At 62.8% G+C, this 23,691-nt stretch carries 20 protein-coding genes; all 20 read left to right on the top strand.

From position 1 onward, the window contains the following. The first annotated feature begins 40 nt into the window (after positions 1-40). The gene (locus NFH98_RS20550) at positions 41-811 is read left to right on the top strand and encodes a ParA family protein (protein WP_045992716.1); all 771 of its coding nucleotides are present in this window, start codon (positions 41-43) and stop codon (positions 809-811) included. Positions 812-877: 66 nt separating this feature from the next. Further along, complete coding sequence (locus NFH98_RS20545) at positions 878-1,801, top strand: ParB/RepB/Spo0J family partition protein (protein WP_045992715.1); 924 nt, start codon at positions 878-880, stop codon at positions 1,799-1,801. A 278-nt stretch (positions 1,802-2,079) separates the two neighbouring features. Next, the gene (locus NFH98_RS20540) at positions 2,080-2,439 is read left to right on the top strand and encodes an ATP synthase subunit I (protein ID WP_231498561.1); all 360 of its coding nucleotides are present in this window, start codon (positions 2,080-2,082) and stop codon (positions 2,437-2,439) included. A 13-nt stretch (positions 2,440-2,452) separates the two neighbouring features. After that, on the top strand, positions 2,453-3,316 hold the full coding sequence (gene atpB / locus NFH98_RS20535; RefSeq protein ID WP_045992713.1) for a F0F1 ATP synthase subunit A: 864 nt from the start codon (positions 2,453-2,455) through the stop codon (positions 3,314-3,316). A 79-nt stretch (positions 3,317-3,395) separates the two neighbouring features. Continuing rightward, complete coding sequence (atpE, locus tag NFH98_RS20530) at positions 3,396-3,644, top strand: F0F1 ATP synthase subunit C (protein WP_045992712.1); 249 nt, start codon at positions 3,396-3,398, stop codon at positions 3,642-3,644. Positions 3,645-3,710: 66 nt separating this feature from the next. Beyond that, positions 3,711-4,181, top strand: a complete 471-nt coding sequence (locus NFH98_RS20525) for a F0F1 ATP synthase subunit B (protein ID WP_045992711.1) — start codon at positions 3,711-3,713, stop codon at positions 4,179-4,181. An 11-nt stretch (positions 4,182-4,192) separates the two neighbouring features. Further along, on the top strand, positions 4,193-4,732 hold the full coding sequence (locus NFH98_RS20520) for a F0F1 ATP synthase subunit delta (protein ID WP_045992710.1): 540 nt from the start codon (positions 4,193-4,195) through the stop codon (positions 4,730-4,732). 16 nt (positions 4,733-4,748) lie between these two features. Beyond that, positions 4,749-6,293, top strand: coding sequence for a F0F1 ATP synthase subunit alpha (gene atpA / locus NFH98_RS20515; RefSeq protein ID WP_045992709.1), 1,545 nt, complete (start codon positions 4,749-4,751; stop codon positions 6,291-6,293). Positions 6,294-6,370: 77 nt separating this feature from the next. Beyond that, positions 6,371-7,252, top strand: a complete 882-nt coding sequence (atpG, locus tag NFH98_RS20510) for a F0F1 ATP synthase subunit gamma (RefSeq protein WP_045992708.1) — start codon at positions 6,371-6,373, stop codon at positions 7,250-7,252. Between the two features lie 41 nt (positions 7,253-7,293). Then, complete coding sequence (atpD, locus tag NFH98_RS20505) at positions 7,294-8,670, top strand: F0F1 ATP synthase subunit beta (protein ID WP_045992707.1); 1,377 nt, start codon at positions 7,294-7,296, stop codon at positions 8,668-8,670. A gap of 24 nt (positions 8,671-8,694) precedes the next feature. Further along, positions 8,695-9,120, top strand: coding sequence for a F0F1 ATP synthase subunit epsilon (locus NFH98_RS20500; RefSeq protein ID WP_045992706.1), 426 nt, complete (start codon positions 8,695-8,697; stop codon positions 9,118-9,120). A gap of 233 nt (positions 9,121-9,353) precedes the next feature. Continuing rightward, the gene (gene mgtE, locus NFH98_RS20495; protein ID WP_108131960.1) at positions 9,354-10,727 is read left to right on the top strand and encodes a magnesium transporter; all 1,374 of its coding nucleotides are present in this window, start codon (positions 9,354-9,356) and stop codon (positions 10,725-10,727) included. A gap of 110 nt (positions 10,728-10,837) precedes the next feature. Then, on the top strand, positions 10,838-11,635 hold the full coding sequence (locus NFH98_RS20490; protein WP_124804536.1) for an undecaprenyl-diphosphate phosphatase: 798 nt from the start codon (positions 10,838-10,840) through the stop codon (positions 11,633-11,635). 20 nt (positions 11,636-11,655) lie between these two features. Then, entirely contained in the window at positions 11,656-12,765 is a 1,110-nt protein-coding gene (locus NFH98_RS20485; RefSeq protein WP_222516268.1) for an FAD:protein FMN transferase, read from the top strand. Positions 12,766-12,862: 97 nt separating this feature from the next. Then, positions 12,863-14,227, top strand: a complete 1,365-nt coding sequence (gene glmU / locus NFH98_RS20480; RefSeq protein WP_349623095.1) for a bifunctional UDP-N-acetylglucosamine diphosphorylase/glucosamine-1-phosphate N-acetyltransferase GlmU — start codon at positions 12,863-12,865, stop codon at positions 14,225-14,227. Between the two features lie 90 nt (positions 14,228-14,317). Continuing rightward, on the top strand, positions 14,318-16,156 hold the full coding sequence (gene glmS, locus NFH98_RS20475; protein WP_349623094.1) for a glutamine--fructose-6-phosphate transaminase (isomerizing): 1,839 nt from the start codon (positions 14,318-14,320) through the stop codon (positions 16,154-16,156). 567 nt (positions 16,157-16,723) lie between these two features. Beyond that, complete coding sequence (locus NFH98_RS20470) at positions 16,724-18,373, top strand: BCCT family transporter (protein WP_108131965.1); 1,650 nt, start codon at positions 16,724-16,726, stop codon at positions 18,371-18,373. A 1,048-nt stretch (positions 18,374-19,421) separates the two neighbouring features. Continuing rightward, on the top strand, positions 19,422-20,726 hold the full coding sequence (locus tag NFH98_RS20465; protein ID WP_185696434.1) for a DcaP family trimeric outer membrane transporter: 1,305 nt from the start codon (positions 19,422-19,424) through the stop codon (positions 20,724-20,726). Positions 20,727-20,920: 194 nt separating this feature from the next. Further along, positions 20,921-21,769 (top strand): DUF72 domain-containing protein, encoded by an 849-nt coding sequence (locus tag NFH98_RS20460; protein ID WP_348827329.1) that lies wholly within the window; start codon positions 20,921-20,923, stop codon positions 21,767-21,769. Positions 21,770-22,075: 306 nt separating this feature from the next. Further along, positions 22,076-23,416, top strand: coding sequence for a sodium-dependent transporter (locus tag NFH98_RS20455; RefSeq protein WP_222567988.1), 1,341 nt, complete (start codon positions 22,076-22,078; stop codon positions 23,414-23,416). Positions 23,417-23,691: the final 275 nt, after the last annotated feature.

Raw genomic sequence — 23,691 nt, 5'->3', positions numbered from 1 at the left:
GCCACCAGCCACCCGAGAATTTCCACGCAAGGATGACGTCGTGACCAAAATCATCGCCTTGACCAACCAGAAGGGTGGGGTCGGCAAGACCACCTCTGCCGTCAACCTGGCCGCCAGTCTGGCGTCGCTGGATCGCCGCGTACTGCTGGTCGATCTCGATCCCCAGGGCCACGCCACCATGGGCAGTGGTGTCGACAAGCACAGCCTCGAGGGCAGCGTGCTCGACGTCATCCTGGGCGACAAGCGCCCGGTGGAGGTCATCCTCGACTGCCCCGAGGCGGGCTACGCCTTGCTGCCCGGCAATGGCGACCTGACCGCCGCCGAGGTCGAGCTGCTCGATCGTGGTGAAGGCCGCGAGCGGGCGCTGGCCAAGGCGCTGGACGAAGTCGCCGGCGAGTACGACGTGGTGATGATCGACTGCCCACCGTCGCTGAACATGCTCACCGTCAATGCGCTGACCGCCGCCGATGGGGTACTGATACCGCTGCAGTGCGAGTTCTATGCCCTGGAAGGCCTGTCGGCGCTGCTCGACACCGTCGAGCAGATCAAGGACAGCGTGAACCCGGGCCTCGAGATCTTCGGGATCCTGCGCACCATGTTCGACGCCCGCAATAGCCTGACCCGGGACGTCAGCAAGCAGCTGCGGGACTACTTCGGCGATGCCCTGCTCAAGACCACCATTCCACGCAACGTGCGGGTTGCCGAGGCGCCGAGTCACGGCCTGCCGGTCACCAAGTACGCACGCTTCTCGCGGGGCAGCCAGGCCCACCGGGTGCTGGCCAAGGAACTGATTCGTCGGCTGTCGCTGTAGCCCCGGCCAGGGTGGCAAGGGCCAGCAGTGTCGAATTTTTGAGCGTGCTGTGATGAGGATGAATCGATGACGCGCAAACGCGCCCTGGGACGAGGACTGGATGCGCTGATCGGGGCCGGTGCCCGCCGCCGCGAGAGCCTCGATCTGCCCGAGGTGGATGCCGAGCTGACCACCGACGGCGACGAAGACGCCACGGTGGTGCCGCCTCCCGCGCCGGAGGAACGTCTGGAGCGCCTGCCGCTGGGCCAGCTCAGCCGTGGACGCTACCAGCCAAGGCGCGATATCCAGCCCGAGGCGCTGGAGGAGCTGGCCGACTCGATCCGCGCCCAGGGCGTGATGCAGCCCATCGTGGTGCGTCCGATCGGTCCCGACCGCTATGAGATCATCGCCGGTGAACGCCGCTGGCGGGCCTCCCAGCTGGCCGAGCTGGACGTCATCCCGGCGGTGATCCGCGAGGTGACCGACGAGGTGGCCCTGGCGCTGGCGCTGATCGAGAACATCCAGCGCGAGAACCTCAACCCGGTGGAGGAGGCGCTGGCGCTCAAGCGTCTGCTCGACGAATTCGAACTGACCCAGCAGCAGGTCGCCGACGCCGTGGGCCGTTCGCGTACCCAGGTGACCAACCTGCTGCGCCTGCTGGCGCTGGACCCCGAGGTGCAGACGCTGCTCGAACGCGGTGACCTGGACATGGGCCATGCCCGCGCCCTGTTGACCCTGCCGGCGGCCAAGCAGCGCAAGGCGGCCCATGAGGTGGTCAACAAGGACCTGACCGTGCGCGCCACCGAGGCACTGGTCAAGCAACTGGCCAATGGCAAGCCAAAGGCCGCCAAGACTGCGCCGAATCAGGACGTGGCCCGGCTGGAGACCCGTCTGGCAGATCTGCTCGGCGCCCCGGTCAAGATCAGCCACGGCAAGGCCGGCAAGGGCAAGGTCACCATCCAGTACTCGAGCCTCGATGAGCTCGACGGCATCTTGGGCCACATCCGCTGAGTGGCGACGACCAGATACAGCGACCGGGTTGCGCGTATCAGCGCAGTAAACCACTTAGGTCGCTAATCACTTTAGCGGCCTTTTCTCCGCATTTGGTCGTAAGCCAGCGCGAAGTGACGACAAATCGTCACGTCTTTGGTTGAAGCCGTTAGGGGGCTTCCCTATAATCGCGCCGGAGTCTGCCGGTGGTCTGTCGCCGGCGATCACGATGGATGACGAGTTCGCGCCAAGAGGCGCGTCGGGAGAGACACTTGGCGGCCAGGATCCAACGACCCCAGGTGCAGCGCCTGCTGATGGCACAGCTCGCTGTGCTGGCGCTGACCAGCGTTGCGGCGGCTGGCATCGACGGTATCTCCGGCGCTTCCTCGGCGGCCCTGGGCGGGCTGGTGGCCTTTTTGCCCAATGTGTTCTTTGCCTGGTGTGTGTTCCGGGCGCAGGGCGCGCGCTACTCCAAGGCCATCGTCAACAATTTCTATCGTGCGGAAGCCGGCAAGTTCGGTTTGACGGCGGCGCTGTTCACCCTGGTGTTCATCGCAGTGCCTCCCTCAAACCCGACTTTTTTCTTTGGCGCTTATGTGGTGACGCTGTTCGTTCATTGGCTGGGGCCCTGGCTGGTGAAACGACCGTCGCACACCTGACAACGAGGCAGACATGGCAGGCACGAATCCGACTCCGACGGAATATATCCAGCACCACCTGCAGAACCTGACCTTCGGGCTGCACCCGGACAATGGCTGGTCGATCGCCCATTCCGCCCAGGAAGCTTCCGACATGGGCTTCTGGGCGGTTCACCTCGATACCCTCGGCTGGTCCGTCGGTCTCGGTCTGATCTTCCTGTGGCTGTTCAAGAAGGCGGCCAACACCGCTACCACCGGCGTGCCTGGTGCGCTGCAGAACTTTGTCGAGCTGATGGTCGAGTTCGTCGACAACTCGGTCAAGGACACCTTCCACGGCAAGAGCAAGCTGATCGCGCCGCTGGCGTTGACCATCTTCTGCTGGGTCTTCCTGATGAACCTGATGGACCTGGTGCCGGTGGACTTCCTGCCGCTGCTGGCGGCCAAGATCGGCGCCCTGTTCGGCGCGGACCCGGCCCACGTCTACTTCAAGGTGGTACCGACCACCGACGTCAATGCCACCCTCGGCATGGCGCTGTCCGTGTTCGGCCTGATCATCTTCTACACCATTCGTGCCAAGGGCTTCTCCGGCTTCATCGGTGAGCTGACCCTGCACCCGTTCAACTCACCCAACAAGCTGGTCCAGGCGCTGTTCATCCCGGTCAACTTCCTGCTCGAGACCGTGACCCTGATCGCCAAGCCGATCTCCCTGGCCCTGCGACTGTTCGGCAACCTCTACGCCGGTGAGCTGATCTTCATCCTGATCGCGATGATCGGCCTGTGGCAGCTGCCGCTGCACTTCACCTGGGCGGTGTTCCATATCCTGGTCATCACCCTGCAGGCCTTCATCTTCATGATGCTGACCATCGTCTACATGAGCATGGCGGTGGAGAAGCACTGACGGTTTCGCTTCAACCCTAAACCCTTAACCCTAACCCACTGATAAACCTTAGTTTCAACTAAAAACTGGAGAGACCACCATGGAAGCACAAGTTCTGGGTATGACCGCCATCGCCGTGTCCCTGCTGATCGGCCTGGGTGCACTCGGCACCGCCATCGGCTTCGGTATCCTCGGCGGCAAGTTCCTGGAAGGCGCTGCACGTCAGCCGGAAATGGTTCCGATGCTGCAGGTCAAGATGTTCATCGTCGCCGGCCTGCTGGACGCCGTGACCATGATCGGTGTTGGTATCGCGCTGTTCTTCACCTTCGCTAACCCGTTTGTCGGTTAATGTCCGACCGCTCGTCCCGAGCCGTCGATCCGTTAACCCCAAACCCGTAACGCGAGAGGTGCTGGCGTGAACCTGAACCTTACCCTAGTCGGCCAGGCTATCGCCTTTGCGTTCTTCGTCTGGTTCTGCATGAAGTTTATATGGCCGCCGGTCATGCAAGCTCTGCAGGAACGCCAGAAGAAGATCGCCGATGGTCTGGATGCTGCCAGCCGTGCGGCGCGTGATCTCGAGGTGGCCGAGAAAGAGGCCGACGAGACCCTGCGCAAGAGCAAGCAAGAGGCGGCCGAGATCCTGGAACAGGCCCAGAAACAGGCCAACCAGAAGCTCGAGCAGGCACGCGAAGACGCCCGCCTTGAAGGCGAGCGCATGATTGCCAAGGCCAAGTCCGAGATCGAGCAGGAAGTGGCACGCGCGAAGGAAGACCTGCGCGCGCAGGTGTCCCGTCTGGCGGTCCTGGGCGCTGAGCGAATCCTGGAGTCCTCCATCGACGAGAAGCAGCACGCTGCCATCGTCGACAAACTCGCCAAAGAGCTCTGAGGAGGTGCCCCATGGCGGAAACGTCAACTATCGCTCGCCCGTACGCCAAGGCTGCCTTTGAGCACGCCGTGGCCAAGGACGCGCTCGACGAATGGTCCGGCATGCTGGCCAGGGTCGCGCAGGTCGTCGGCGACGACGACATGCGCGCCCGGGTGCTCGGCAATCCCAAGCTGTCCAGCGCACAGAAGGCTGATGTTGTCGTCGACGTCTGTGGTGACGCCGTCAATGACGACCTCAAGAACTTCGTTCGCCTGGTCGGCCAGAAGGGTCGCCTGGCGGCGCTCGGCGCCATCGCCGAGCAGTTCGAGGTGCTCAAGGCCCAGCAGGAAAAGCGGGTAGAGGTGGAAATCGTTTCTGCCTTCCCGCTGGCCGAAGCCCAGGAACAATCGCTCGCGAGTGCACTGGCCAAGCGTCTGAACCGCGAAATCTCCATTACCACTCAGGTGGACAAGACGCTCCTGGGCGGCGTGATCCTGCGTGCCGGCGACACCGTCATCGACGGTTCGGTACGTGGTCGATTGAACCGCCTCCAGGAAGCCCTTTCCGCCTGAGTCTGAGGGACATGGCATGCAGCAACTGAATCCTTCCGAGATCAGCGACATCATCAAGCAGCGTATCGAGAAGCTTGACGTCGCATCCGAAGCCCGTAATCAGGGCACGATCGTCAGCGTATCTGACGGTATCGTGCAGATTCACGGCCTCGCCGACGCAATGTTCGGTGAGATGATCGAATTCCCCGGCGGCATCTTCGGGATGACCCTGAACCTCGAGCGCGACAACGTCGGTGCCGTGGTTCTGGGTGATTACCTGCAGCTGGAAGAGGGCATGACTGCCCAGTGTACCGGTCGCATCCTCGAGGTGCCGGTGGGTCCCGAACTGCGCGGCCGTGTGGTCGACGCCCTCGGTAACCCCATCGACGGCAAGGGCGACCTGGGCACCAAGGAAACCGACGCGGTCGAGAAGGTCGCACCTGGCGTCATCACTCGTCAGTCCGTCGACGAGCCGATCCAGACCGGTTTCAAGTCCATCGATGCCATGGTGCCGATCGGCCGCGGTCAGCGTGAGCTGATCATCGGCGACCGTCAGATCGGTAAGTCGGCGATCGCCATCGACGCGATCATCAACCAGAAGGGCACCGGCGTCACCTGTGTCTACGTGGCCATCGGTCAGAAGCAGTCGACCATCGCCAACGTGGTGCGCAAGCTCGAAGAGCACGGCGCCATGGAGCACACCATCGTGGTCGCCGCCGGCGCCGCCGATCCGGCCCCGATGCAGTTCCTCGCCGCCTACTCCGGCTGCACCATGGGCGAGTACTTCCGCGACCGCGGTGAAGACGCGCTGATCGTCTATGACGATCTGTCCAAGCAGGCCGTGGCCTACCGCCAGGTGTCCCTGCTGCTGCGTCGTCCGCCGGGCCGTGAAGCCTTCCCTGGCGACGTCTTCTACCTCCACTCCCGTCTGCTCGAGCGTGCCGCGCGTGTCAACGCCGACTACGTCGAGAAGTTCACCAACGGTGAAGTGAAGGGCAAGACCGGCTCGCTGACCGCACTGCCGATCATCGAGACCCAGGCCGGCGACGTGTCTGCCTTCGTTCCGACCAACGTGATCTCGATCACCGACGGTCAGATCTTCCTCGAGACCGACCTGTTCAACTCAGGCATCCGCCCGGCCATCAACGCCGGTCTGTCGGTGTCTCGTGTGGGTGGCTCGGCACAGACCAAGATCATCAAGAAGCTCGGCGGCAGCGTGCGTCTGGCTCTGGCCCAGTACCGCGAGCTCGCGGCCTTCTCCCAGTTCGCCTCCGACCTGGACGAAGCCACCCGCAAGCAGCTCGAGCACGGTCAGCGCGTCACCGAGCTGATGAAGCAGAAGCAGTACTCGCCGATGTCGGTTGCCGAGATGGCGATCTCCCTGTTTGCCGCCAACGAAGGCTTCCTGGACGACGTCGACGTCAACAAGGTGCTGGACTTCGAACATGCACTCCACGAGTACATGAAGTCCGAGCACGGCGAGTTGCTCGACAAGATCAACGAGTCTGGCGACTACAACGACGAGATCAAGGACGGCCTGAAGCAGGGTCTCGAGAAGTTCAAGTCCTCTCAGAGCTGGTAAGCGTCCACTGGCCCGCCGCAAGGCGGGCCAGGTGGTCGAACAGGATTCTGAGGGTCACCGAACAAGGGTAGATCGCCATGGCAGTCGGAAAAGAGATTCGCACGCAGATTGCGAGCATCAAGAACACGCAGAAGATCACCAATGCGATGCAGATGGTGGCGGCGTCGAAGATGCGCAAGACCCAGGAACGGATGTCGGCGAGCAAGCCTTATGCCGAACAGATCCGTCACGTGGTGGGTCATCTCGCCCAGGCCAACCCGGAATACAAGCATCCGTGGATGGAAGAGCGTGAGGCCAAGCGCGTCGGTTACATCGTCGTCTCCAGCGATCGTGGTCTCTGTGGCGGCTTGAACGTCAACCTGTTCAAGGCGACGGTCAAGGACGCTCAGGCGTGGCACGAGAAGGGCGCCGAGCTCGACTTCTGTGCCCTCGGCAGCAAGGCCAGCAGCTTCTTCCGCAAGTATGGGGGAAGCCTGGTCGCCGCCAAGAGTGGCCTGGGGGAAACGCCGAGTCTTGATGATCTGATCGGCAGCGTGAAGGTGATGCTGGATGCCTACGATGAAGGCAAGCTGGATCGTCTTTACGTGGTGCACAACGAATTCGTCAATACCATGACCCAGAAGCCGGTCGTCCGTCAGCTGCTACCGCTGACCGAGGACACCGCAAAGGTCGAGGAAGACGACGAGAACAAGCGTCCCAGCAGCTGGGACTACCTGTATGAGCCGGATGCCAAGGCGCTGCTCGACAGCCTGCTCGTGCGCTACGTTGAAGCGCAGGTGTATCAGGCGGTGGTCGAGAACACAGCGTGCGAGCAGGCGGCACGCATGGTTGCCATGAAGAGCGCGACCGACAACGCGGGCAATCTGATCGACGATCTGGAGCTGGTGTACAACAAGGCCCGTCAGGCGGCCATTACCCAGGAAATCTCCGAGATCGTTGGCGGTGCCGCCGCTGTTTAAGGCATGCAGGTTTCATTTGCAGGTATTAGAGAGGAACCAAGATGAGCGGACGTATCGTACAAATCATCGGCGCGGTGATTGACGTAGAGTTTCCGCGGGACGATGTTCCCAAGGTCTACGACGCGCTGAAGGTCACCGAAAAGGAGACCATCCTCGAAGTCCAGCAGCAGCTGGGCGACGGCGTGGTGCGCTGCATCGCCATGGGCTCGACCGAAGGGCTCAAGCGCGGCATGAACACCGATAACACCGGCGCGGCCATCTCCGTCCCGGTCGGCCAGGAAACCCTGGGCCGCATCATGAACGTGCTCGGCGAGCCGATCGACGAAGCCGGTGAGATCGGCGAGCAGGAGCGCATGCCGATCCACCGCGAGGCTCCGGGCTACGCCGACCAGGCGGCCACCAACGAGCTGCTCGAGACCGGCATCAAGGTCATCGACCTGGTGTGCCCGTTTGCCAAGGGCGGCAAGGTCGGTCTGTTCGGCGGTGCCGGTGTCGGCAAGACCGTCAACATGATGGAGCTGATCCGTAACATCGCCACCGAGCACAGCGGTTACTCCGTGTTTGCCGGTGTCGGTGAGCGTACTCGTGAAGGTAACGACTTCTACCACGAGATGCAGGAGTCCAACGTTCTCGACAAGGTGGCACTGGTCTACGGCCAGATGAACGAGCCGCCCGGGAACCGCCTGCGTGTGGCCCTGACCGGTCTGACCATCGCCGAGAAGTTCCGTGACGAAGGTCGTGACGTACTGTTGTTCGTCGACAACATCTACCGTTACACCCTGGCCGGTACCGAGGTGTCCGCACTGCTGGGCCGTATGCCGTCCGCGGTGGGTTACCAGCCGACCCTGGCCGAGGAGATGGGCGTTCTGCAGGAGCGTATCACCTCCACCAAGACCGGCTCGATCACCTCCGTGCAGGCCGTCTACGTGCCCGCGGATGACTTGACCGACCCGTCTCCGGCGACCACCTTCTCGCACCTGGACGCCACCGTGGTACTGGCGCGTTCCATCGCCGAGCTGGGTATCTATCCGGCCATCGACCCGCTGGACTCCACCTCTCGCCAGCTTGATCCGCTGGTGGTGGGCGACGAGCACTACAACGTCGCGCGCGGTGTTCAGGGCGTGCTCCAGCGCTACAAGGAGCTCAAGGACATCATCGCCATCCTGGGTATGGACGAGCTGTCCGACGAAGACAAGCAGATCGTGGCACGTGCGCGTAAGATCCAGCGCTTCCTGTCACAGCCGTTCTTCGTTGCCGAGGTGTTCACCGGCTCTCCCGGCAAGTACGTGTCGCTGAAGGAGACCATCCGTGGTTTCCAGGGCATCCTGGACGGCGAGTACGACGAGCTGCCCGAGCAGGCCTTCTACATGGTCGGCACCATCGACGAGGCCGTCGAGAAAGCCAACCAGATGAAGTAATCCCTCTAACCGGGAGACGTCATCATGACGAAAACCATCCAATGCGAGATCGTCAGTGCCGAAGCCTCGGTCTACTCCGGTAGTGCCGAGCAGGTGGTGGCGGCTGGCATCCTGGGGGATCTTGGCATCCTGGCCGGCCACACGCCGCTGCTGACCGAGCTGGCTCCGGGCCCTGTGCGGGTGCTCAACGAAGGCAGCGAGGAGCACTTCTACGTCTCCGGCGGCTTTATCGAAGTGCAGCCCGAGAAGGTGATCGTGCTGGCCGACACGGCGGTTCGCGCATCCGATCTGGATGAAGCGGCCGCCGAAGAGGCCCGCAAGCAGGCCATCAAGGCCATGGAGGACAAGTCGGCGGAGCTGGATTACACCCGCGCCGCGGCGGAACTCTCCGAGGCCCTGGCCCAGCTGCGTACCATCCAGCAGCTGCGCAGGAAGGCCGGCAAGGGCTAAGTTCCCTGGCGCCGATGCCCCACGCCCCCCGAATGGCTGACATTCGGGGGGCGTTTTCGTTGGTGATGACGGCAGCGAACCGCGACTGACGCTTCTGCGTTGCTTGCCTTGTGTCTAATGTTCATCCAGACATGGCATCATGTCGCCTTTTCGAGCAGCCCCGATAGGTCGTCTCTTGGGGACACTGCGCCTCAGCGATTTGCGGCAAGGACGCCGGCCATGAGGAGACGCCCATGAATCTGACCCCCAGCCTGGATGCGCACAAGCAGGTGCTGCTGCGTGCCCTCGATCCCCGCGACAGCAAGACGCTGGAAGCCCGCCTGCCCGAGATTCGCTCGGCGGATCTGGCCGAGATCCTCGAGCGACTGATCGAGGATGAGGACCGCCTGGACAGCGCCGTGGCGCTGTTGGCCTGCCTGCCGGTGGGGCGCCAGGCCAGCGTGTTCGGTCATCTGCCGTTCGAGGCCCAGGATGCCATGGCGTCTCGCATCGAGGACGCCTGGCTGTCGCGAATCCTCGACAAGATGGGCTCGGACGAACGTGCCGACCTGTTCAAGGTGCTGGGAGATGATCGCAAGGAGGCGCTGTTACGGCGCATGGCGCGGCGCGAGCGCGAGGCGCTCAAGCGCCTGGCGAGCTACGAGGAGGGCACCGCCGGCGCCCTGATGACCGCCGACTATGTGGCGATCCCGATGGGGCTCACCGTGTCCCGGGCGATGATGCGGGTGCGCCAGACCGCTCCCGACGCCGAGACCGTCTATCAGCTGTACGTGGTGGACGAGCACGGCCGCCTGGCCGGCACCATGTCACTGAGACAGCTGATGGTGGCACGGCCCCAGGCGATCATCGACGAGCTGATGATCCACGACGTCATCAGCATCGGTGTGGACGCCGAGCAGGAAGAGGTCGCCCGGGTGGTGGCGCGCTACGACCTGCTGGCGTTGCCGGTGACGGACACCGACGAGCGACTGGTCGGCATCGTCACCCACGACGACGCCATGGACGTGGTCGAATCCGAGGCCACCGAGGACATCCACAAGGGCATGTCGATCGGTCAGCTGGAAGGTGGCGTGTCCCGGGTGCCGCTGTGGAGCCTGTATCGCAAGCGAGTGATCTGGCTGGTATTGCTGGTGTTCGGCAACCTCTTCTCGGGAGCCGGCATCGCCCACTTCGAGGACACCATCGCCGCCCAGGTGACCCTGGTGTTCTTTCTGCCGCTGTTGATCGGCAGCGGTGGCAACGCCGGCGCCCAGGCCGCCACCCTGATGGTGCGAGGCATGGCCACCGGTGACGTGGGGATCAAGGACTGGAGCAAGCTGCTCGGCCGAGAACTGCTGGTGGCAGGCTCGCTGGGACTGACCATGGCCCTGGCGGTGGCCCCCATCGGGGTCATTCGAGGCGGTGAGGCGGTGGCCTTGGTGGTGGCCATAAGCATGATCTGCATCGTCTTGTTCGGCAGCCTGCTCGGCATGTGCCTGCCGTTCGTGCTCGATCGGCTGGGCTGGGACCCGGCCACCGCCTCGGCACCGCTGGTCACCACCCTGATCGACGCCTCCGGGGTGGTCATCTACTTTTCCATCGCCACACTGGTACTGATGGGAACTTGATCGACCGCAGCGGGTGCGGCCAGGGGCCCCCTGACAGCGGACAAGAACGCCCGTGGAGTGTATGCTCTTGCGGGCGTTTTGCCTGTTACCCCTCGCTTACGGGTCACTCCATGGATTGGCTACAGATTGTCGTTCTCTCCCTGATTCAGGGAATCACCGAATTTCTTCCGGTATCGAGCTCCGCCCACCTGATACTGGTCCCCGTTTTCAGCGACTGGCCGGACCAGGGACTGGCCTTCGACGTGGCGCTGCACCTGGGTAGCCTTGGCGCGGTGGTCATATATTTCCGCGACGAGATCCTGCGCATGCTGACGAGCTGGTGTGCCAGCGTCGCCGGTCGCGGCACCGATCAGGACGCTCGGCTGGCCTGGTGGGTGATCCTCGCCACCGTTCCGGTGGGGCTGGCCGGACTGCTGTTCAAGGACGTCATCGAGCAGTATGCCCGCTCGCCCATGGTGCTGGCGTTCGGTCTGATCTTCTTCGGCCTGCTACTGGGGCTGGCCGACTGGCGCTTCAGGGGCTCGCGCAGCGAGTATCAGCTGCGCTGGAGCGATGCCCTGTGGATCGGCATCGGCCAGGCGCTGGCGCTGATCCCCGGCACTTCGCGCTCCGGCATCACCATCACGGTGGCGCTGATGCTGGGCATGGGGCGCGAAGCGGCGGCCCGCTTCTCGTTTCTGCTGTCGATTCCGGTGATCGTGCTGGCGGGGGGACTCGAGGCCTGCGAGCTGATTCAGACGGGTGTCGATGTGCACTGGGGTGACATGGCGCTCGGCACGCTGCTGTCCGGCGTCAGCGCCTACCTGTGCATCCATTTCTTCCTGTCGTTCATCAAGCGCATCGGTATGCAGCCCTTCGTCGTCTATCGCCTGCTGCTTGGTATCGCCCTGATCTGGCTGTTTGGCTGATATATCTGAAGAGACCCCTCATGACTGGATTCAAGACCGCTCGGCGTGGATGGCTGACAACCTGGCTGGCGCCCCTCCTGATGGCACTGCTGGTGTCCGGTTGCAGCGAAGAGACCACTACCCGTTCGCCGATCACCCTGGAAGGCGACATCTTCGGCACCTTCTACCAGATCACCCTGGCCGACCCGCTGACACGCGAGCAGGTCGAGGAGATCGAGCAGGGCGTACTCGACGAGATGCACGCGGTCGACGCCTCCATGTCGACCTGGCGCGAGGATTCGGAGCTGTCCGCCTTCAATCAGTCACCGCTGGGGCAATGGCAGCCGATCTCCGATGAATTCATGGAGGTGCTGGCCATCAGCCAGTCGGTCAACCAGCAAAGTCACGGCGCCTTCGACGTCACCGTCGGTAGCCTGGTCAATCTGTGGAGCTTTGGCCCCGAGGCCCGGCCCCGGGAAATCCCCGAGGAAAACGTACTCGAGCAGCGCTTGTCTCAGGTCGGCATGGACGCGCTCGAGATCGACACCGCCGAGGCCCAGGCCCGTCGCCTGCGTGACGTCTACGTTGACCTGTCCGGGGTGGCCAAGGGTTTCGCCACCGACGAGGTGGCGGCCTATCTGGATCGCCAGGGTATCGCCAACTACCTGGTCAACCTTGGCGGAGAGGTCAAGGTCAAGGGACGGCGTGACGGCGGCAAGGGGCTGTGGCGCATCGGTATCGAGGTGCCCGAGAACGGTGCGCCCAAGGCTCAGCACGTGGTCGGCCTCGATGACGTCTCGGTGGCGACTTCCGGTGACTACCGTCACTACTTCGAGGCCGATGGCAAGCGCTACTCCCATACCATCGACCCCCGCACAGGGCGCCCCATCACCCATCGGCTGGCCTCGGTGACGGTGGTGCATCCGTCCAATGCCTGGGCCGACGCCTGGGCCACCGCGCTGAGCGTGATGGGCGAAGAGGAAGGCATGCAGGCCGCCATCGACCAGGAATTGCCGGTGGTGATGCTGGTGCGTCAGGGTGAGGGCTGGGAAAGTCGGGTCAGCCCCGCCTTTGTGACGCGCTTTGGGCAGGAGATGGTCGATACCCTGGGGCTTACGGTGGTGACGGATGTCGACACCCCGCTAGAATAGTAGCGCTGGCCTCTCACGACGGATCACTGAAACCGTTGGTCGGTTCGCTACTGTTGCGATATTTGCTTCGATCTTTTGTTTTAGACAAGGAGTCACGATGAGCCTCGATGTGGTGATTCTCGCCGCCGGACAGGGCACCCGCATGCGCTCGAGCCTGCCCAAGGTGCTGCATACCCTGGCGGGCAAGCCGATGGTCCGTCATGTGGTCGATACCGCCCGGGGTCTCGATGCGGATCGCACCCACGTGGTCATCGGGCACGGTGGCGAGCGGGTTCGCGATGCCCTGGCCGACACCGAGGTTCGCTTTTCCCATCAGGCCGAGCAGAAGGGTACCGGTCACGCCGTCGCGCAGGCGCTGGGCCAGCTTGGCGATGGCAAGGTGCTGGTGCTCTACGGTGACGTGCCGCTGATCCGTCGGCAAACGCTGGCGGCCTTGCTGGAGCAGGTGGACGAGCGCCACATGGGACTTCTGACCGTTACCCTGGACGACCCGGCGGGATACGGCCGCATCGTGCGTGACGACCAAGGCAAGGTGGTGGCCATCGTCGAGCAGAAGGATGCCTCTGAAAGCGAGCTTGCGATCACCGAGTGCAACACCGGCATCATGGCCATGACCAGCGCCCAGCTGAAGCGCTGGTTGCCTGAGCTGTCGTCGGACAACGCCCAGGGCGAGTACTACCTGACCGATGTGATCGCCATGGCCGCCGCCGAGGGCATTGAGGTGGCCACTGCCCAGCCGGCACGGCCGATGGAGGTCGAAGGCGTCAACAATCGCGCCCAGATGGCGCGTCTCGAGCGAGCATACCAGCGCGACATCGCCGATGGGCTCATGGAAAAGGGCGTGGCCCTGGCCGACCCAGACCGTCTCGACGTGCGTGGCAAGCTGACTTGCGGGCACGACGTCTTCATCGACGTGGGTTGTGTGTTCGAAGGCGAGGTGGAGCTCGGCGAAGGTGTGCGCATCGGCCCCTACTCGGTGGTACGCAACAGCCATGTTGGCGCCGAAAGCGTCATCGAGGCCCACAGCATCGTCGACGGTGCAGTATTGGCCGGGCTGAACCAGATCGGTCCCTTCGCCCGGCTGCGTCCTGGCTCGCGTCTGGCGGTCAAGGCGAAGGTCGGCAACTTTGTCGAAACCAAGAACGCCGAAGTGGGCGAGGGCAGCAAGATCAACCACCTGAGCTACGTGGGTGACGCCCGCCTGGGACGTGAGGTCAATATCGGCGCCGGCACTATCACCTGCAACTATGACGGCGCCAACAAGCACCGTACCGAGATCGGTGACGCCGCCTTCATCGGCTCCAATTCGGCGCTGGTAGCCCCGGTCAGTGTCGGCGAGGGCGCCACCGTCGGTGCCGGCTCCACCATCAGCCGCGACGTCGCCGATCATAGCCTGGCGGTGACAAGGTCTCGTCAGATCGCCAAGGCCAACTGGCCGAGGCCGACCAAGGACGAGGATTGACGGACGCTTCCGCCCGTTTCTGCCGTTGCGGCCCCCTCTCGATTGCTGGTCAGCGGTAGCCAATAACGAATCTCTCAAGGAGTGACCCCTATGTGTGGCATCGTCGCCGCGGTGGCCCAGCGCAACGTACAGAACATTCTGCTCGAAGGCCTCAAGCGCCTCGAGTACCGCGGCTATGACAGTGCCGGCATGGCGGTGCGCAGCCCCGAGGGAGAACTGGTGCGCCAGCGCGCGGTGGGCAAGGTGGCCGCGCTCGAGGCGCGACTGGAGGGTTCGGCGCTGCCGGGGCTCAGCGGTATTGCTCACACCCGCTGGGCGACCCACGGTCGCCCCAGCGAGCCCAACGCCCATCCCCACCAGTCGCGTGATCGCCTGGCGGTGGTACATAACGGCATCATCGAGAATCATGAGCAGCTGCGTCGGGAACTCACCGATCAGGGCTATGTGTTCGAGTCCGAGACCGATACCGAGGTGATCGCCCACCTGCTGGAGCGTGAGTCTCGCCGCGACGGTGATCTGCTCAGCGCCTTCCAGCGGGTCGTCGCCGGCCTCGATGGCGCCTACGCCCTGGGGGTCATGGCGGTGGACGAGCCCGATGTGGTGGTCGGCGCGCGCAAGGGCAGCCCGCTGGTGGTCGGCGTCGGCATCGGTGAGGCCTTCCTGGCGTCTGACCCGCTGGCGCTGCTGCCGGTGACCGATCGCTTCATCTATCTGCGTGAAGGCGACGTGGTGCGCCTGTCCGCCAATGGTCGCATCGAGATCTTCGATGCTGAGGGGACCGCCGTCGAGCGTGAGGTCCAGACCTTCGAGCATGGTGACGGCGCCGCCAGCAAGGGCGAGTACCGCCACTTCATGCTCAAGGAAATCCACGAACAGCCGGCGGTGATCGCCGCGGCGCTGGAAGGCCGCCTGGGCGACCGCTCGGTGCTGGTGGAAAGCTTCGGCCCCGATGCCGAGCGTCTGTTCCAGCAGGTCCGCCAGATCCATATCGTGGCCTGCGGCACCAGCTATCACGCCGGCATGGTGGCGCGCTACTGGCTCGAGCGCTACACCGGCATCCCGGTGCAGGTGGAGGTCGCCTCTGAGTATCGCTACCGCCAGGTGGTGGTGCCCCAGGGCACCCTGTTCGTGACCCTGTCCCAGTCCGGCGAGACCGCCGACACCCTGGCCGCGCTGCGTTTTGCCATGGAGCAGGATAACTACCTGGGCAGCCTGGGTATCTGCAACGTACCGGGCAGCTCGCTGGTGCGCGAGGCCGACCTGAGCCTGATGACCCAGGCCGGCCCCGAGATCGGTGTGGCCTCCACCAAGGCCTTCACCACCCAGTTGACCGCGCTGATGCTGTTCGCCCTGGCGCTTGGCCGGGTGCGGGGTATGCACGAGGACGAGCAGGCCGAGATCGTCGCCGCTCTGCGGACCCTGCCGGCGCTGTGCAGCCAGGTGCTGGGCCTGGACGAGGCCATCGAGCGGCTGTCCATGGCCTTCGCCGAGAAGCACCACGCGCTGTTCCTGGGACGTGGTGCCCACTTCCCCATCGCCCAGGAAGGCGCCTTGAAGCTCAAGGAGATTTCCTACATTCACGCCGAGGCCTACCCGGCGGGCGAGCTCAAGCACGGCCCCCTGGCGCTGGTGGACAGCGAGATGCCGGTGATCTCGGTGGCACCCAACGACGAACTGCTGGACAAGCTCAAGTCCAACCTGCAGGAGGTCAAGGCCCGAGGCGGCGAGCTGTACGTGTTCGCCGACGAGAATGTCGGCCTGAACGCCAGCGAGGGCATCCAGGTGCTGCACCTGCCCCACGTCCACGAGGCACTGGCGCCGATCCTCTACACCCTGCCGCTGCAGCTATTGTCGTACCACGTGGCGGTGCTCAAGGGGACCGATGTCGATCAGCCGCGCAATCTGGCCAAGTCGGTGACGGTGGAGTAGACATACCGTCGGGCGATAGTATGGCAGCGGTCGCAGACTCGGCGTGACGGAAGGGAAATCTTCCCATCAACTCCAGAGAAGGTGTTGATGCAGTCCGTTCTTGTTCTTGGAGGCTAAAGAGAGTGCGGTGACACCCCGGTGTCCCGCGCTCTTTTTGCTTGGGAATGGGGTCCACTTCAGTTCAGGGATGGAGAGCAAGTCACCGATCAATCAGACAGGACTGCCGCCAAATAGCCCGGCACCGGATTTGACGATATCTCGTTGCGTTCTCGGTGGTGATGATTCTGATGTGCTATACAGTCATCAAGGCGTTGAACGGAAAGCGGCGTCGCTTTCGTTGATATTTCCACGCGTTATTTGCGGTCCCCCCTGGTGTGCTGACCTGCACGGGGTAGAGGGTTTCAGGGGAGGGCTGCTGTTTCCGGTGCACATATTGACGCCGAGAGCTCAATCTTTCCGCTACTGGTAAGGGAGCCTCAGCTCTCATCGCTTGTCCTGTCACACGCAACAGCTGACGTGTGCGAGACTCACTCGGCCAGTGTGTTTCCATCCACAGGAGCATCATTCATGAGTACTCAAAGCGAGCAGGCTCCAACCCCGGTTTCGGACGACATGCAGACGGACTATACCGTCGGGCAGGACAACTTCGAGGGCAGCCTGGGGCCTATCGGCTTCGATATACATAACCGGGTCTTCGCCATCTCGGCGCTGGCCTCGATTGTCTTCATCGTGCTGACGCTGCTGTTCCCCGAGCGAGCCGGTAATCTCTTTCAGTCCATTGTCAGCTTCTCCACCGGCACCCTCGACAGCTACTTCATGATCGTGGTGGACGGCTTCATCCTGTTCTGTCTGGCACTGGTCGTGCTGCCATACGGCAAGGTCCGCCTGGGCGGCCCCGACGCCACGCCGGAGTATGGCTACCTGTCCTGGTTTGCGATGCTGTTCGCGGCCGGCATTGGCATCGGCCTGCTGTTCTTCGGCGTGCTGGAACCGGTCTATCACGCCAACGTCTCCTCGCCGCTAGGCACGCCCTCGCCCTTCGGCAGCGACGGGGAACTGAACGCTGAGGCCATCGCCGACGCCACCGCCATGGGGCTGGCCGGCACCTATCTGCACTGGGGCATCCACGGCTGGGCCGTCTACGTGGTGATGGCGCTGGCGCTGTCCATCTTTACCTACAACAAGGGCCTGCCCTTCTCCATCCGTTCGGCGTTCTTCCCGCTGCTGGGTGACCGCGTCTGGGGCTGGTGGGGCCACGTCATCGACATCCTGGCGGTATTCTCGACCCTGTTTGGCCTGGCCACCTCGCTCGGCCTCGGCGCTCAGCAGGCCAACGCCGGCATGAACTTCGTCTTCGGCCTGGACGTCAGCATCACCACTCAGGTGGTCGTGATCGCAGCCGTCACCGCAGTGGCGCTGGTCTCGGTGTGGCGCGGTCTGGAAGGTGGCGTGAAGCGGCTTTCCGAGATCAACATGGGAATGGCCGTGCTGTTCTTCTTCTTCGTGCTGTTCGCCGGCCCGACCCTGGCGGCGCTCGCCGGCTTCTGGGCCGGCCTTGAGACCTACGTGACGAAGTTCATCCCGCTGTCGGCCCCCTTCGGCCGCGAGGACGACGCCTATCGCCAATCCTGGACCATCTTCTACTGGGCCTGGTGGATCAGCTGGGCGCCTTTCGTCGGCATGTTTATCGCCCGCGTCTCCCGGGGGCGCACGGTGCGTGAGTTCGTGATCTGTGTGCTGGTGATCCCGAGTCTGTTCATCTTCATCTGGATGGGCGTGTTCGGCGCCACCGCCCTCGACCAGCTATATGCCAATCCGGCCGGCAGCCTGGTCAAGGAGTACGTGATCGACAGCTACAGTCCCGAGCTGTCGCTGTTCGCCATGCTCAACGAGCTGCCGCTGTCGGGCCTGATGTCGACCCTGGGCATTATCCTGGCGCTGATCTTCTTCGTCACCTCGTCGGATTCCGGCTCGCTGGTGATCGATACCATCACCGCCGGTGGCAAGATCGATGCACCGCGCCCTCAGCGCATGTTCTGGGCCACGGTGGAAGGCCTGATTGCCATCGTACTGCTGATCGGCGGCGGACTCTCGGCGCTCCAGGCCGGAGTCACGGCCACCGCGATCCCCTTCTCGGTGGTGATGATTGTGATGTGCTACACCATCATCAAGGCGCTGAACGGCGAGCTTCGTCAGTTACGCCGTCGGGGTGGCTGAGTCCTCTCATCATGCGAAATCTGTCGGCTTTCTTTGGTTGTAGATGCTCTATCTGCTGGCACAACAACGTCGACTGACCCCGTTTTGCTGCATCCAGCTTTGCCCGGCCTCACGAGATCGGGCTTGTTCCCTTCCTGTTGTGTAGTGCTGAGGGAAGCGTAGGCTCAAGTGTCGCCGCAGATCCAGGAGGTGCGGTCGAGGACAACGCGATATTCCGTCTACCGGGGTATGGCTCCCCTTAGCTCGATAGATCAATGTTCAAGTCATTGATGGTAATTAACACAGCTTTTCTAGATAGTCGCTTGAAGAGTGACGCGATCGGAGGCGGCAGCCCAAATCCACATGAAGTGACGAAGAGCTCTTTCCAGAGTGACGTCGGCCGCGAGGTATCGCCGACGGCGCGACGAGTCAGCGTCATAGCTGCGAGGCCAAAGGTGTCCCGGCGCAGCGCCGGGAGGTCTTGAGGCGACAAAGCAGCTTTATCCGGAGTGTTGGTCCTGGGACATCGGAAACCTCGGCCTGCCAGAGGTAGTGCACCTGAATCCCGAGAGGAATGCGGCGCCCCTGGCGGCAGGGTGTTAAAGAGTCAGAATCATTTCATGTGTCATCTGTGTTGACAGGCTCCGCGCTGCCGGTCCGAGAACCAGATCACAAAAACAGCACGTTGATGCAGTGGTATTTTCTTGAGGTCGGCCAGGCGCCGCTTCTACTGCCTATCGATATATGCTGTACCGGTACTTGATAAAGAAGAAAGCTCGGAATTTTCCATATTTTCCGGTTCTAGCATTATGAATTTGTAAGATATATTTCTATTGTTTTGCTAATTCGGATACTTCTTTTTCGTGCTTCATTTGGCACAATATCAAACGCCGTTCTCGAACCTTCGTTTCTATAGTCGTTAGTTAAGCGCTTGGTTATACGTGGTCGCCATTCCTGCGAGTGGTTTGCCGGTCATGCCTGGGTCTCCGAGCGTGCAGGCGTCGGTGATTCAGTTCAGCGACAGCCGCCATGACGACCGCCACGACAACGATAATGAAGGGGGACGGCGATGAGCGGATTACGATCCACAAGCGCCTTGCTGACGGGAACGGGCCTTTGTCTGCTGATGCCGATCGCGGCCGAGGCGCAGACGTCGATGCAGGAACTCAATGACCTGAAGGCCCAGATCGAACAGCTCAAGGCCCAACAGCAGGCGGCCATGCAACTGGTTGAACAGCAGCAGGCCCAGATCGATAACCTGATCAACCAGCAGGCCAGCATGCAGCAGGACGTCGCCGACGTCAGCGAGAACGTGGTCAAGCGCACCGACAGTGGCGACTTCCTGGTGGGAGATACCACAGTGTCCTTTGGCGGCTACATCAAGGCTCAGGCGGCGTTCTCCGACAATGGACTCAGCGACGGCAAGGCCAACGAGACGGTGACGGCGGGGCTGTTGCGCGCCACCGACGATGACGCCGACAACCGCGTCAGTTTCAGTGCGCGGGAAACGCGTCTGAGCTTCGGTACCAGTACACCGCTGGGTGGCGATACCATGAAGACCTATATCGAGACGGACTTCTATGGCGCCGACGATGAAGCCAACGAATTTGTTTCCCACTCCTACGCGCCGCGGCTGCGCCACGCCTACCTGAGCTGGGGCAACTGGCTGGCCGGGCAGTACTGGTCAACCTTCATGGATCTCAAGGGGCTTGGCGAGATCGACGCCTTCAGTACCCATACCGGCTCGATCTTCGTGCGCCAGCCACAGCTTCGCTATACCTATCCGCTGGATTGGGGCAGCCTGCAGTTCGCGGTGGAGAACCCCGAGGACGGCGACGACGACCAGGACACCCCGGACATGGTGGCCCGGGTCAATGTGGACCAGGAGTGGGGGCATGTTTCAGCGGCCACCGTGGTCAGGCGCTTCAGCCTGGATGACGCCGAGGACGACGACAGTCGCTGGGGGGCCGGTTACAGCCTGACCGGACGATTCCCGGTGTTCGAAAAAGACGACCTCATGCTGCAGGCCAACTATGGCAACCTGGGACGCTACATGGCGCTGGGCGCCTACCCCAACGCCAAGGTGGAGGACGGCCAGATCAAGATGGTGGAGTCCTGGGGCGCCTCGGCCATCTATCGTCACTACTGGACCGACACGCTGCGCTCGAGCATCGCCTACTCGGCGACTGAACTCGACAGCAACGGTACCGGCGATGACACCGACAGCTACGACAGCTTCTTTCTCAACCTGATGTGGTCGCCCTTTGCCAATACCACGCTGTCGGCGGAGTACCAGCGCTACGACCTGGATGAGGTGGACGGCGATACCTTCGACCTGGACAGGGTTCAGTTCTCCGCCAAGTACGACTTCTAGGAGGCTCAAAATCCCCTGTACCCGTCGGCTTTTCGGACAGAGTCCCGGCTGAGGGCGAGAAGCTCCGACGCTCGGTGCCGCTTGAAGCTTGTCAGCATCGCCCCGTTCGGCAACACCGGGCGGGGCGATGCTATGCTGGCGCCCCTGAAACCGTCGAGTCTGCCTTCTTGAACGATCGATCAGCGCAACCACCCATGTACATTGGTCTGCCGATGTGGGCCAATCCAGACTGGCGTGGTGGTCTCTACCCACCCCACGCCGGGCGCGAGGGTTGGCTCAACGACTACGCCGCCGTATTCAACGCCGTCGAGGGAAATACCACCTTCTACAGCGGGGCGCCCAGGCCACGGACGGTGGAAGGCTGGTCCCGCCAAGCGCCACCGGGCTTTCGCTTCTGCTTCAAGCTGCCCCAGGCGCTGACACATGCAAAACGATTACGCCAGGTCGAGACCGATGTGGGTGACTTCGTCGAGGCCCTGTGGCCACTGAAGGACCGCCTCGGGCCGGTCATGATTCAGCTCCCCAGGGACTTTGGTCCTGAGGAGGTGCCTGCTCTGGAGAAGGTTCTAAGAGATTGGCCACAAGACGTACCCTGCGCAGTAGAACTGCGCCACAGTGAATTTTTCCACAAGGGGAGCGCCGAGAGAGATATCAACGCCCTGTTGATAAGTCATGGCGCCGATCGCGTGATGCTGGATGTCAGGCCGTTGTTTTCCGGACCGCCCGAGGCCCATTCGGGATTGATCCAGGCTCGTGCGGAAAAGCCAAGACGCCCACTACACGTGATCTCTACAGCAAAATTTCCTGTGATACGTTTCATTGGCCATCTTGACAGCGCCATCAACGAGCACTATTTCACCCCCTGGATAGACCAGCTCGCCTTGTGGATAAAACAGGGGAAAACCCCTTTTCTTTTTGTGCATACGGCGGATAATCGCGAGGCTCCGGAACTGGCCAGAAACCTGTACGCCAGAGTCGCCGATAGAATGGGGTGGCAAGCATTGCCCGGGTTTCCGGGAGATCGACAGAATCAGCTGCTTTGACCATTGTTGGCTGGCGTTTGTTATTGTCATACGCTAGTTTTGTCGGCTGTTCGTCACTTGCCACGGGCCAGAGACGGTCGCCTCCTTATCCTTGGATGGTGACTCGCCTGGACCCACCGGTCTCGACCAGCGCGAACCCTGCGCTGGGGAAGAGTGGTGTGCCGGCAGTGATCCTGCTGACATCCGTCAGACCCCTTGTACATCGGTGGATCCGTGACCCGGACCATCGAGGACGTGGCGACTACAAACACAACGCCGTCATTGCATCCGATCGATCGATGACGACACGTATCCGAAGGGTGATTTATGTCCAAAACGACACACGCGCAGTGGTCATCGCGCTTTTCCTTTATCCTCGCCGCCACCGGTTCCGCTGTCGGGCTTGGTAATATCTGGAAGTTTCCCTACATGGTGGGCGAGAGCGGTGGTGCCGCCTTCGTGCTCGTCTACCTGCTGTGCATCGGCCTGATCGGCCTGCCGATCCTGGTCACCGAGTGGATGATCGGTCGGCGTGGGCAAAGCAATCCGGTCAATGCCATGGCCAGCGTCGCGGCCAAGGCCGGTCAGCCCAAGGTCTGGGCCCTGGTCGGCGTCGCCGGGGTCATCGGTGCCTTCCTGATCCTGTCGTTCTACAGCGTGATCGGTGGCTGGTCGCTGTACTACACCCTCGGCAGCGTGACCGGTGACTTCAGCGGCCAGGACGCCGACGGTATCGGCGCCTTGTTCAGCGGCATGCTGGCAAGCCCCGGTCTGCTGCTGCTGTGGCACTCCATCTTCATGCTGCTGGTCATCGGTATCGTTGCTCGCGGCGTGACCAAGGGCCTGGAAGGCGCGGTCAACGTGTTGATGCCGGCCCTGGCGCTGCTGCTGGTGGTGCTGGTGGGCTACGGCATGACCACCGGCCATTTCGGTGAGGCGTTGAACTATCTGTTCAACCCGGACTGGACAGCACTCAATGGTGAGGTGGTACTGGCAGCGCTGGGACACGCCTTCTTCACCCTGTCACTGGGCATGGGCATCATGATCGCCTACGGTTCCTACCTCGGCGAGAAGGTCGACCTGATCAAGACCGCGCGCACCGTGGTGATCATGGATACCGTGATCGCACTCGGCGCGGGCCTGGCGATCTTCCCGATCGTGTTTGCCAATCAGCTCGACCTGGCCTCCGGCCCGAGCCTGATCTTCGTCACCCTGCCGCTGGCCTTCGGCAATATGGGCGGTGGCCTGATCCTGGGCCTGATGTTCTTCCTGTTGCTGACCTTCGCCGCCCTGACCTCGGCCATTTCGCTGCTCGAGCCGGTGGTCGAGTTTGTCGAAGAGCGCACGCCGTTGTCGCGTTCCGCGTCGGCGGTGGTCTCCGGCATCGGCGCCTGGGCGCTGGGTATCGCCGCTCTGCTGTCCTTCAACGTGTGGAGTGACCCGGTACTGTTTGGCCTCGGGGTGTTCGACCTGCTGGACAAGCTGACCAGCAAGTTCATGCTGCCGTTGACCGGCCTGGGTGCCATCCTGTTCGCGGGCTGGTTCCTCAACCGCGAAGGCGTGGCCGAAGACCTCGGTCTGTCCGGTGGCAAGGAAGCCCTGTGGGTCGCCTTGACCCGCTTCGTGGCGCCCATCGGTGTGGCGGTGGTGTTCATCTCCAGCCTGTAACAGGCGTCATTGCTGCATGCCAGACCAGAGACCCGGCCTTGTGCCGGGTCTCTGCGTTGACAGGCAATGCCAGGCGATCCATCGGAACCGGGCGGCAGGGCAAGACTGCCCGTACAGAGTGACCAGAGGCGGACGTCAACGAGGTGGCAGTGGGGCCTCAGCGGGAGCCCAACGAGACGTCAGTGCTTGTTCATTGATGCCTGCAGCCAAAGGCATGCATTTGGGAGAGCATGCCAGGAGGGACGCTTGGCGGTGCCTTTGACGCGCCTGGGGCT

The sequence above is a fragment of the Halomonas sp. H33-56 genome (assembly GCF_040147035.1).
GTDB classification, from domain to species: Bacteria; Pseudomonadota; Gammaproteobacteria; order Pseudomonadales; family Halomonadaceae; genus Halomonas; species Halomonas litopenaei.
The sequence above is the reverse complement of the archived record's forward strand: the minus strand, read 5'-3'. Positions and strand labels throughout refer to the sequence as shown.